The 11,295-nt window shown below is 39.1% G+C and carries 12 protein-coding genes; 8 read left to right on the top strand and 4 right to left on the bottom strand.

Features of this window, described 5'->3' with window-relative positions; genetic code table 11:
• Window positions 1-15: 15 nt before the first annotated feature.
• Both AAEY79_RS06310 and AAEY79_RS06305 read left to right on the top strand, forming a co-directional pair.
• Entirely contained in the window at window positions 16-468 is a 453-nt protein-coding gene (locus AAEY79_RS06310) for a hypothetical protein (RefSeq protein WP_350588195.1), read from the top strand.
• Window positions 449-1,564, top strand: a complete 1,116-nt coding sequence (locus AAEY79_RS06305; RefSeq protein ID WP_350588194.1) for a protein kinase domain-containing protein — start codon at window positions 449-451, stop codon at window positions 1,562-1,564. Before AAEY79_RS06310 ends, AAEY79_RS06305 begins: the two co-directional genes overlap by 20 nt.
• 64 nt (window positions 1,565-1,628) lie before the next feature.
• Here AAEY79_RS06305 and AAEY79_RS06300 read toward each other — a convergent pair whose 3' ends face one another.
• Together AAEY79_RS06300 and AAEY79_RS06295 are read right to left on the bottom strand one after the other, a co-directional pair.
• Window positions 1,629-2,852, bottom strand: coding sequence for a restriction endonuclease subunit S (locus AAEY79_RS06300; protein WP_350588193.1), 1,224 nt, complete (start codon window positions 2,850-2,852; stop codon window positions 1,629-1,631).
• On the bottom strand, window positions 2,842-4,377 hold the full coding sequence (locus AAEY79_RS06295) for a type I restriction-modification system subunit M (RefSeq protein ID WP_352287673.1): 1,536 nt from the start codon (window positions 4,375-4,377) through the stop codon (window positions 2,842-2,844). Before AAEY79_RS06295 ends, AAEY79_RS06300 begins: the two co-directional genes overlap by 11 nt.
• A gap of 125 nt (window positions 4,378-4,502) precedes the next feature.
• Here AAEY79_RS06295 and AAEY79_RS06290 point away from each other — a divergent pair, with 125 nt between their 5' ends.
• The 6 genes from AAEY79_RS06290 to AAEY79_RS06265 all read left to right on the top strand — a co-directional run bounded on the left by AAEY79_RS06290 (window position 4,503) and on the right by AAEY79_RS06265 (window position 10,294).
• A complete protein-coding gene (locus AAEY79_RS06290; protein ID WP_352287670.1) occupies window positions 4,503-5,633 on the top strand; it encodes an SEL1-like repeat protein in 1,131 nt (376 codons plus the stop codon).
• 14 nt (window positions 5,634-5,647) lie between these two features.
• Window positions 5,648-6,349, top strand: coding sequence for a hypothetical protein (locus AAEY79_RS06285; protein WP_101211350.1), 702 nt, complete (start codon window positions 5,648-5,650; stop codon window positions 6,347-6,349).
• Window positions 6,350-6,457: 108 nt separating this feature from the next.
• On the top strand, window positions 6,458-7,156 hold the full coding sequence (locus AAEY79_RS06280) for a hypothetical protein (RefSeq protein WP_101211351.1): 699 nt from the start codon (window positions 6,458-6,460) through the stop codon (window positions 7,154-7,156).
• A 23-nt stretch (window positions 7,157-7,179) separates the two neighbouring features.
• Entirely contained in the window at window positions 7,180-7,848 is a 669-nt protein-coding gene (locus AAEY79_RS06275) for a hypothetical protein (protein WP_101211352.1), read from the top strand.
• A 24-nt stretch (window positions 7,849-7,872) separates the two neighbouring features.
• Window positions 7,873-8,847, top strand: coding sequence for a WG repeat-containing protein (locus AAEY79_RS06270; protein ID WP_101211353.1), 975 nt, complete (start codon window positions 7,873-7,875; stop codon window positions 8,845-8,847).
• A gap of 658 nt (window positions 8,848-9,505) precedes the next feature.
• Window positions 9,506-10,294, top strand: coding sequence for a YdcF family protein (locus AAEY79_RS06265; RefSeq protein WP_350588191.1), 789 nt, complete (start codon window positions 9,506-9,508; stop codon window positions 10,292-10,294).
• Window positions 10,295-10,350: 56 nt separating this feature from the next.
• On the opposite strand, the gene AAEY79_RS06260 is transcribed toward AAEY79_RS06265, so the two are convergent.
• Together AAEY79_RS06260 and AAEY79_RS06255 are read right to left on the bottom strand one after the other, a co-directional pair.
• Window positions 10,351-10,893, bottom strand: a complete 543-nt coding sequence (locus AAEY79_RS06260) for a DUF3124 domain-containing protein (protein ID WP_025653237.1) — start codon at window positions 10,891-10,893, stop codon at window positions 10,351-10,353.
• Between the two features lie 60 nt (window positions 10,894-10,953).
• Window positions 10,954-11,295 (bottom strand): integrase core domain-containing protein (locus AAEY79_RS06255; protein WP_352287665.1); only part of this gene is annotated, 342 nt, incomplete at its 5' end.

Here is an 11,295-nt window from a genome sequence, read left to right as displayed (position 1 = left end):
TTAAAGGAGAGTGAGGTGAAGCTCTATAGAGGATTATCGTACATTAACAATAACAATATTCTTGAGAATAAATTTTTGAAAGAACCTAGAGTACCATTGCATACTAATATCAATATACATAATGTAGCTGATAACTGGTTTTATAATAAATTCGGAGTGAGAGCAAGAAGTGAAACTATTTTTTGTACTACAGACTTGCATCAAGCTTTAAGATTTGGATATGTCCATAAAATAGTACCTATAGAAGATGAAGGTATTAGGTTTATTTACAGTCCAAATGTAATTGATCTTATTGATATTCAAGAAGATATTGAAGAAAGGAGTGAGGGTTGTTACGATGAAAAAGAGATTGTTGAGTGGCTTGAAAGTAAATACTATTGCATTGAGAAGTCTTTTAAAGATATACCTTCAGGATTCAAAGGAGAAATCATGCTATATTGCAAAAAATATGAGATTAAAGAGTTATAGTAAGCTAGATGATAAGTTTTCAACTAAGAAGTTTTTAAAAAGTTTAAGTTTGTATAGAATTGATGGATATAGATTCCATAAAAAATTGGGAGGAGGTAGTTCTTTAAACTGCTTATATATGGAAGGCGAAAGAAAAGTTGTTATTAAGTTTTTAATTGCACCTAGAAATAACATCGAATTAGAGCGCTTCAAACAGGAAGCATCAGTCTTAGAATATAATCATATTAACGCAACTCCAGATTTCGATAACTATTATATTAAGACGAGCAGAATTTTAATCCCTAAAAATAGTTATCCACTACCAGTACTAGTCCATAAATATACTAATATGTGTGATGGATTAATAAATTTTTTTTCGTATGAGTACCAAGAAGGTGTTTTACTGAGTAATCTAAAGACGAACAGTTATACGTTAGAGCAAAAAATAACATTACTACATCGGATTGCTTCAGGTTTAAATTATTTCAATAGATTAGGTTATGAGCATAGAGATATACATCCAGGAAATATACTAATTAAAGACAACTATAGTATGCCTAATTTAGATTTGGATTATCAGAAGCAAAATGAACCGGGAGTGGTATTTCTTGATATGGGGAGTTGCCAAAAGAATAACTTCTATCAACATGAGGCATTTCGTTTTGAGAGAGATGTAGATGAAGATCTAGTGTTTAGCGACAATAACCGACGGCTTCTATCTTCGTTCGTAACTATGGCGCCAGACTTTTTACAAGAAGGTGAAAAAACAAAAAACTATGATTCTTGGTCATTCGGTGTTTACGCATATAAACTAATATTCAATGAGTATCCATTCGATGCCAAGCAGATAGGGGATGTTAATTTACTAGTGAATAGTAGGAATTTTCCAGATAGTTTTGAAAAAAATTTAAACCAGTTAGAACCTGGCTTAAAGTATATTTTTAAACATTTATTATCTCCTAAGGGAAATGAACGTCCTGAAATATATGTTATTGTACGTCTTTTTAGTTGGCTAAGGTTTCATAATAATAGGTTTCAAGACCCTGACTTCATCAAAAAAGTAATACATAATAATGGCGAGGACCCATATCACAATCCTATCGACAATTATTATTAATGATTGTGTAGATTAATAATATACACAATCATTAATTTACGCTAGTAGTTTTACTTAGTTATATTTAAACTAAACCATCAACCCGCACCCGCTTCTTACCCGTCAACAAAACCTGCATCAACGCCTTTTTCTCTTGCTGCAAATCAGCCAATTGCTGCTCAAGCAACTCAATTTCTTTATCGGCATTGGTTAAAACAGTGGCGATTTTTTGTTGTTCTTTTAGATTTGGTACTATGAATTTTACCTTTTCAAAACTCGTCTTATTTAGTATAGGTACAGCTGTAGTCCCTGCCCAAGCTAGTAATTTATGAGTATTAAACTCTATTAGATAATAAAAGAATTCATTTGAATTATTCTTATTAATTACCACGGAATTGATTTGTTGATTGGTAGCTAAATCTTCATTGGCTATCGCATTTTTTCCTATAGACGCTATGCAAGTTACTAAGACACTTCCTTTAGGAACAACTCTAGCTTTAGTTGCCCCTGATTCTGTTAGTTTAACTTTAGTATTTGATACATACTTTTGCTTAAAATCTTCAGCTGTAGCCCAAGATATATTGCCATCATAATTGCTAGAATCATTTTTTGGTGGCGTGCTACCAGTAACAACCTTACCAAAAGATGATACTGTTGCTTCTTCCCACTCACCCGCAAACCTTTTCCCCGACTCATCAAGCAACCGCTTTTTACCCGTCAGCAACTGCTGCATCAAGGCTTTTTTCTGCTGGGTACTATTGGCAATTAAACGCTCAGTGGTGCCAATCGCTTTATCCCAAGTAGATAGAATTTTGGCGATTTTTTGTTGTTCTTGTTTTGAAGAGGCAACCATAATTGGTAGTTCAGAAAGTATCGTAGTATTTAAATTAAGCATTGTTTGACCAACAGCATTTTGCTCTAACCACTTTCTTACTGCACTTTTTTGTAGGAAATAAGATAAAAATAATGCCGAGTGTTCTTTACTAATAGAAGCTTTTAAACATCCTGTGCCACACAGTGCACCTTCAGACTCTTCCGTTATTAAACCAAATCGAGCAACATCACCTCTTCTACTGAATAAAATATCGCCTTTTTTTAATTTATGCTTAGCAAGATCATCAGCTCTAGACTCTGTAATTTTTGCAGCACTATTAATGTCTGCTCTGCCGTTAATCAAATCTTTTGGCATCAAAACTGGAATGCCTTCATCTGTATATTCGTGAGCATGAAGTTGACTACCGAAAGGTCCAGTCTGAACTTTACTAGAAATATCACCAAGTGAGGTTAATTTCCAACCCTTAGGCACCATAACCCAACTCCTTTAAAAACCCTGCCATCTCAATCTCTAAGCTATCGAGTTCAGCCTTTAACTCAAGACGTTCAGCACGCACCGCATCCAGATCAATCTCCGCCTCTTCCTCAAAGGTATCGACATAGCGTGGAATATTTAGGTTAAAGTCATTTTCTTTTATCTCATCAAAGCTCGCTAGATACGCATATTTATCGACACTTTCTCGCGCCTTATAAGTCTCAATGACTTTAGCAATGTTATCTTCAGTCAGCTGATTTTGATTTTTACCTGATTTAAACTCATTACTGGCATCGATAAACAGTACGGAGTCATCAACTTTACCACTGACAGGATCGGTTTTATTCTTCTTAAACAGCAAAATAGCGGCTGGAATACCGGTTCCGAAGAATAGCTTTTCAGGTAAGCCAATCACTGTATCGAGCAGGTTTTCTTCGATAAGTTGCTGACGGATTTTACCTTCACTGGATGCACGGAACAGCACGCCATGCGGTACGACCACACCCATACGCCCAGTCGCAGGCTTGAGCGTTTCGATCATATGACTGATAAACGCATAGTCGCCCTTGGTCTTGGGCGGTACACCGCGATGGAAGCGACCATAAGGATCGCTGCTGGCATCCTCATGACCCCATTTATCCAGTGAAAACGGCGGATTGGCAGTGACCACATCGAACTGTAATAAGTGCTTGCCGTCCTTATCAAGTAGCAGCGGATTGCGGATGGTATCGCCCCACTCGATTCGGTGGTTGTCCTCACCATGCAAAAACATATTCATCTTAGCCAGTGCCCATGTCGAGCCAATGGCTTCTTGACCGTATAGCGCATATTTCTTGGAGTTTGAGTTTTTGCGTACCATCGCCCCGCATTTAATAAGTAGCGACCCTGAACCGCAAGCCGGATCACAGATTTGATCACCTTCAACAGGCTCAAGGATAGTCGCCAGTAAACTCGATACTTCTGGTGGCGTATAAAACTCACCCGCCGTTGCGCCACTACTGGCGGCAAAGTGCTTGATTAAAAACTCGTAGGCATTACCAATCACGTCCAAACTACCGACACGCTCAACGCTTAGGTTAAGGATATCTTTGCCAAAGTCTTCTAATAAATGCCGCAGTAACTCGTTCTTTTGCTTTTCTTGACCGAGTTTATCGGTGTTAAAGCTGATGTCTTGAAAGACGTTTTTGAGCTTAGTGCCGTTGGCTTCTTCAATCGCATGAAGGGCCTCATCGATACGTTGACCATTGCCCGGCTGATGACGCTGCTCATATAAATCCCAAAAGCTTGCGCCCTCAGGTAAGACAAAACGCTGCTTGGACATCATGGCATGGATCAGTTCTGGATTGTCACCAAACTGCTCAACCAGTTTGTTGTACTCATCGCGATAGACGTCTGACAAATACTTTAGGAACAACATAGTTAAGATGAAGTCTTTATAGGTATCGGCGCTAATGACCCCACGGAAGGTGTCACAGGCATTCCATACGGCTTTATTAATATCGTCTTGATTGATTTGGCTGGGCATTTATGGTTCCTAGATACTTTGGAAGGTAAGAGTTTTTATAGTGAGGTAATGATAGCAGGGTCTGATATGGATATCTTAAACTGATGGGTATTTAACTATGAGATTATTTCAAATTCGTGTAACATTTGTTTATTTTTACTTTGAGGCAAAGCATGGTTTTAATACGACATTTTATCCAAAAAATGGCAATAGCAATACTAGCACTGAGTATCAGCTGGTCAGTATTAGCGGCAAATTTTGAGTCTATTAAAGCATTAGCTGAATCAGGCGATGTTCAGTCTCAGCTTGAGCTTGCTAAGCACTATCAGACGCTCGTAAAACCAGACTATCGTATTTTTAATAATGAACCTATCGACTTCTATTATGAAGGTAAAGACGTAGATAAAAATGCTAAAAAAGCTTTAAGTTGGTATTTAAAAGCAGCTAACCAAGGTAATGCTGTCGCTCAGTCTAAGGTTGCCCTTTTTTATCATGATGGTATACATGTCCCGCTAGATCATGCCAAAGCTTTTGAATGGTATCAAAAAGCGATTAAAGAGGATGTGGCCGAAGCGCAGTTTGGCTTAGCGTTAATATACGCTCATAGTGATAAAATCACCGAGGATTTAGAAAAATCAAAATACTGGCTTACAAAAGCAGCAGAACAAAACTATCCTCCCGCTTTGTTTAGTCTTGCGTATGACTATCATAGTCACTACAACGAGCATGAAAGCCAGATAAAAGCGCTCAAACTATTTCAGAAAATGGCTAATGGAGAAGATCCGAACGATGAGTATGCTGTTCGCTCTTACTATGCACTAGGCTTTATGTACTATGATGGCTATGGTACTGAAAGGAATTATCACCAGTCGGTATACTGGTATCAAAAAGCTGCTGAACAAGGTCATGATACTGCTCAACTGGAACTGGGAAGAATGTACTCTAGAGGTGAAGGCGTACAAAAAAATCATGAAGAAGCCCTAAAATGGTATACAAAAGCAGCAAATCAAAGAAATATCTTGGCACAAACAGGTCTAGCATGGATGTACTACCATGGTAACGATATTGAACAGGATTATACGCAAGCTTTTAAGTGGTTGAACAAGATAGTAGAGAGCGGTAAGGACGACCACTCAATTCAAGCAATGCTTGCGTCGTTATACCTCAATGGTGATGGTGTCGCTCAAAGTGATGATGAAGCAATCAAATGGTACGGTAAAGCCTGTCAAAATGGCAATCGCTACAGCTGTAAGCAATATCTAGAATTAACCCAATAATAGAAATAAACCATATGAAAACAATTGCATTCTGTCTACTAGCTAGCCTAGCTCTAAGCGCTTGTACAACGGGTATAAAAAGTAGCTCGACCATCAATAATCCCGACTCAGATGTAACTCAGTTCCCCGTTGAGACGGCTGTGATAAACATTTTTACCAAAGAATATAGCGACTCGCTATACAGCCTACTTTCTGATAAAAAATCTTTAGAATTTGACTATAAAATAATACCCAAAGCAGCGTCTAATTTTGAAAATCAACAGGTTCAAAGCGTACAATCAATCTCTAGTACTAGCATAGATAACGAAGTGATAACTAGAAATATCAGAATGAGTTACTTTACTCTCAATCCTTTCCTATTTAAAGGCTATACGAGTAGCTCAGGAGAATATAGCGTAGCTACGCAAAGCGCTATCCTACCTAGAGTAGCGAATGTAGGTAGCTCTGGTAAGTCTGTAGCTGCAATAGTGTATTCAGATAGTAGCAAAAGTAACCAAATAAGATCTTATACAGAAAAGTGGTCGTTATCAAAAGCCAGTCAGAATACAGCATGGTTTTGTATGGAAGAACTGGCACACGGTAATTTAGCTTTTAAGAAAAAGAAAATTCAATGTTTTGAAATTGACGAACATGGCGATATTTTAGATAGTAAAATAATAGAAACTTATAAAACAGAAGTTGGTGTTAAAACTATAGAAGTAATAAGTAGATTATGAAGATAAAAGGTTCTACTACTAACCAAGCTACAATGTATTTGCATTAAAAAAATACGTCATAGCTAAATAAATATTATAAAAACCTATAACTTATTAGCGAGTTAATTTATGAAAGTATTAGCATTAATAGCAGTGGTAGCTCTAGGCCTAAGTGCTTGTACTACTATGAATAACGATGTGATAACCCCAAATAAATCAAACCAAATAGTCACGCAATATCCTGTAGAGACCGCCCTACTCAATATCTATACCAAAGCGCGTACTGATACCCTGATACAAGCCAATGACAATCAAAACACAGTGCTTGAGATAAAAGTCGTTCCCAAAGGGAAAATGACATTCAACAACCAGCAGGCACAAGGTGCCGAAACTGCTTATACCATAAAATCAGATGGCATCATCGATCAGCAGCTAATATCAATCAATTACTATACCCTAAACCCTGTAAAGTTCTATGGCTTTACCAACAATCTAGGGGAGTACTCGGTAGCTAATCAAACCTCTGATATGCCCAAAATGGCAACTATAGGCGACTCAAGCGAGTTTATCACTGAGAGTGTCTATAGCGACAGCAGTCAAGATAAGTTAATCAGCAAATATACTCAGAGTTGGTCGCTGAAACGCGCTACTAATGATACCGCTTGGTTTTGTATAAACGCTTCAGAAAATCTGCTATTGAATGACGCCAATGGCACTATGTCTGAATGCTATAACATCAACGCTAAAGGTGATTTATTAAGTACTAAAGTAGTAGATTCAAGCCCATTAGAAGACGGTGTTAAGAGAATAATTTATAACAGTCTGTGATAGGTATAAATAAGGATGAATATATGAGAATCTTAAGACTATGCTGTGCGGTTGTTTTGCTTGCTGGCACGACTATACAAGGTCATACAAAACCACTCAATGATAGCGTGCAATATCCTATCTCTGCGCCATTATCTCAGTTAATTACTGGCAATTTCGTTAAAATAATAGCACTGTCTAATGAAGGTATGATCTCAAAAATAACGACCACCCAAACTCGAAAAGGCCAAGTTAAGGTCGATAATAAGACAGCGTTCACTGTGGTGAACGATAACGTAATGACCCTCAACAGCAAGCCTCTAACTTCTGCAACACTCACACGCTACTACAGCTTAGATCCGCTGACCAGTCATGGCTCACCTGATCAAGAAGCGCTAGACATTGACATAACGTTCAGTGCCTTACCTACAACAGCCGCTATCGGTGACTCGGGTGAATTTGCGAAAAGTGTGATGCCAACAGAATATGATAATGACCTAACACAGACAGCCATTCAAACCTGGTCGCTTAAGCAAGCCACTGACAATACTGCTTGGTTGTGCCTGCACACCACTCTTACGGAGCCCTCATCACCAGAGGACGTTGCTGCGGATGAGTGCTATCAGGTTACGCGCAGTGGTGCTATCGTGGATATGAAAATTACGGTCCCACCGCCGATACAAGTGCAGTTGGCGACTATCAACTTTTCATAAGAAGACCTATTGAAAAGGACTCATATGAAAGCTCTAGGATTATGTACATTACTAGCTTTCTTAATCGGCTGTACAGCAGCCGACGTAGCGACGGATTCATGGGGAACAAGCGTTATGCCCTCATCTTCGAGTGATAGCACGCGTGGTGTCAGTCCCGACTTGCCCGTTGAATATCATAGCTCAATAGAAGGTCATGACGACACTTGTGGATTTAAGAACAGCGCTGGGAATGTTATTACCCCTGCTATCTATGATCATTGCGGTGAGTTCCATGACGGCATGGCTTACGTGACGCACGGTTATGACACGATTGGTTATGTCGATATTCAAGGTAAGGTTGCCATACCTGTTATTTATCCTATCTTTTTTGACTTCGTACCTGAGATGCATAATTTTAGTGAAGGTCGAGTTGCGGTTTATAAAGATGACAAATGGGGCTTTATGGACAAGCAAGGCAAGCTCGTCATTCCTTATGTCTATCGCTATGTTGGAGATTTCTCAAATGGACTGGTAACGGTGTTAAGAAATGAAAAATTTGGTGCCATTGACAGTAATGGCGATACCGTCATTGATTTTCGATACCAACAGCTTGGCAACTTTAAGGAAGGTCTAGCAAATTTTAGTCTGACAGATGACCAAAAAGTAGGATATATAAACACTAAAGGTCAGCCAGTTATTGCCTCTACATGGGATGCCGCATTGGATTTTTCTGAAGGTCTGGCGGCGGTAGGTGTCGGAGATAACGATAAGTTGAAATGGGGATTTATTGACCACGCAGGTCGAGTAGTCATTGAGCCAAAATATAATGCAGCCTCTCCCGATGTGGGCGACTTATCTTTATACACAGATGTCAGCGACGGTTATTTTATCAATGGTCTGGCCACTATGTACTTAGAAGGTGACCAAATCACGCAGGTCATTATTGATAAGCAAGGTAATGAAATTAAGCGTCAAACTTATGACAGTTACGACGATATATTTGGCGAAATTTCTTTTTAAAAGATCTTTAGTGAATGGGAAGGAAACCTTAATAACCAAAAAACGCTTTTTAGTGATAGTATATGTTTGAAACTAAATAATGCTTTAGAAATATTTAGTTACGATTAATCATGAGATAAATCCCATTATTTACCTTACATCCAATACTACAAACCTGTTGGTCTATTTGATGGTCTAATACTTAGCTACAGTATATTAAATACATTTATATCAATCACTTGAAAATATAGTTAGACTTCCTCCTTCACCGCCAATCTTATTCTGCTTTATCAAAGCCTCTAGTTTTACACTCTATCCAAATTTCTTTAAAACATCTCCTAAGTGTTAAGCAATAACGCTTAACTTTATCTTGCCTGATTTTTCTAGTTATTCCTATTTAAACTTATTTACTAAACCCCGCCCGCGCCTTTACTGGACGCCTCGCTGTTTTTTCTCAGTATCCCAGCTGCTATTTTTTGAGTATCAGCCACTACTGTCATCGACATGAATGCCCTATCTTCATGAGCGCTGATGGGTCTTAAACAGCTCATCCGTCAATATCTTATAATCAAAATATTATATTTTACTAAAAATCTAAGTTAACGGTAGCTAGCTCAAGGATTATATCGTTGGTATTATAATTATCTTGCAGTTCATTAAACACAAGCAGTTTTCAGCTATGTCCAAAACCTTACTCATCCGTATACTCCTACTCATTGTCGGTATCATCATCACCATAGACTGCGCTGTATTGATGATTATTGGCAAGATTAACTTTGGCTCAGTAGTGCCATTTATTATTGGCGTAATTTTTGTCATTCATGGCATTTACTGGGAACGAATTCGCCGTTTCATCAGGCATCACCCTCTATTTAAGCGAGTATGGTATGGCTTATGGGGCTTATTTATCCTATGGCTTATCAGCTTTATGGTGTTTGTTTGGTCACTGCAGCAGCAGATTGAACGAAGCCAGCAGCCAGCGCCGACAGTGGCAGCTATCATTGTATTAGGTTCAGGCACAGTCGCAGGCAAACCCACTCCTACCTTAGCCAAGCGCTTAGATACTGCGGCGCCTCTCATTGATGCACAACCAAACGCCATAGTAATAACCAGCGGTGGTGTTGGTTTTCAGCGTAGCCGTAGCGAGGCTGATATCATGGCGTCCTACTTACACGAGACGTACCGCATCCCGTTTGAACGCATTCTACAAGAAGGTAAAAGCACCAGTACAGAAGAAAATTTAGCCAATAGCCAAGCCCTATTAGCGGCGCAAGGCGTCTCTATCACTGACCCTATTGCTATCGTGACCAGTGATTTTCATACCATTCGGGCAGCAGCCATTGCAAGGCATCAAGGCTATCAACAGCCAATTACGGTGGCTAGCCCGACCCCTTTATCCATTCGTTATAATGCATGGTTTCGAGAATATTTTGCCTTTGCCAGTGGTTGGCTGTTGGGGGAGTATTAAAAAGCTCACAGCACTTCACAGCCCTTATAAGTAAGCCTTTAGTAATATAGCATTTATCAATGTATAACTGGCGTGCCTTGCGTGGTAAAGGCAAAGGCTTTATTGCTAAAATTGCCTATCATCACCGCCTCAATGACTGGGGCGACGGTCTCATCAATACCTTCGACTTCAATGATGAAGTTAGCTCCAGAGCCGCCTTTGTCTTCTTCTTTTTCGACAATATAATTGAGCGTGCCCATTGCTGGTAGCTCGATAGGTTTATTCAGATATGATTTTACGAAAGCCCCACGGGTATCGTAGTAATCGATTTTATTGATATAAAGTGATTTTTTTAAGGTGGTATTACGCACACTCAAAGTCGCAGACAGCAAGACCTTACGATTGTCTCTATCGGTATAAATGTCAGAGTAAATCGGCACATAAAAGGTTTGCTGATAGCCAAGTTTACTATGATCAATTTTTGAGGTGATCTCCAGCTGTTTGATTGGGTCTTTTTGCCCTTCTGACAGCATGACATTCGGGTCTTGCGACGATTGATCACAGCCTGATAATAGTGCCGTCATGGCAAGCATTAGGATGGATATGTGACGCTTATTCATAACTTTCCCTTTTATAATGTCATAGCGCGGCTATTTAAATAACGCTTATGTAGTGGTCAACTAATTTAGGACACCTGATAAGAGGTTTTGATTAAAGTAACGTCTTTCTGTTTCAGCTGGTGTTAAATAATTGTTGAAAGTGTGCGGTCTCACGGTTTGATAGTAGCCCCAGATATAATCACTAATGGCACTTTTAGCCTCAGCGATATTCTCATAACCGCCCTTTGGCATCCACTCTGTTTTGAAGCTTCTAAAGAAGCGCTCAGTTGGGGCGTTATCCCAACAATTTCCACGACGGCTCATACTCTGTGTCATACCGTCGCAATCATCGATTGATTCAGCAAATTTCTTACTGGTGTAATGCGTGCCCTGATCTGAGTGAAATAACACACCACTTGGTTT

The sequence above is a fragment of the Psychrobacter sp. GW64-MNA-CIBAN-0177 genome (genome assembly GCF_040309585.1).
Lineage (GTDB): Bacteria > Pseudomonadota > Gammaproteobacteria > Pseudomonadales > Moraxellaceae > Psychrobacter > Psychrobacter okhotskensis.
Note: the sequence above shows the minus strand (reverse complement) of the source record. Positions and strands in the feature narration are given on the sequence as shown.

Coding starts and splice junctions, on each gene's coding strand:
- AAEY79_RS06305 (WP_350588194.1), top strand. CDS start 449: ATGAGATTAAAGAGTTATAGTAAGCTAGATGATAAGTTTTCAACTAAG.
- AAEY79_RS06300 (WP_350588193.1), bottom strand. CDS start 2,852: ATGGTGCCTAAGGGTTGGAAATTAACCTCACTTGGTGATATTTCTAGT.
- AAEY79_RS06295 (WP_352287673.1), bottom strand. CDS start 4,377: ATGCCCAGCCAAATCAATCAAGACGATATTAATAAAGCCGTATGGAAT.
- AAEY79_RS06285 (WP_101211350.1), top strand. CDS start 5,648: ATGAAAACAATTGCATTCTGTCTACTAGCTAGCCTAGCTCTAAGCGCT.
- AAEY79_RS06280 (WP_101211351.1), top strand. CDS start 6,458: ATGAAAGTATTAGCATTAATAGCAGTGGTAGCTCTAGGCCTAAGTGCT.
- AAEY79_RS06275 (WP_101211352.1), top strand. CDS start 7,180: ATGAGAATCTTAAGACTATGCTGTGCGGTTGTTTTGCTTGCTGGCACG.
- AAEY79_RS06270 (WP_101211353.1), top strand. CDS start 7,873: ATGAAAGCTCTAGGATTATGTACATTACTAGCTTTCTTAATCGGCTGT.
- AAEY79_RS06265 (WP_350588191.1), top strand. CDS start 9,506: ATGTCCAAAACCTTACTCATCCGTATACTCCTACTCATTGTCGGTATC.
- AAEY79_RS06260 (WP_025653237.1), bottom strand. CDS start 10,893: ATGAATAAGCGTCACATATCCATCCTAATGCTTGCCATGACGGCACTA.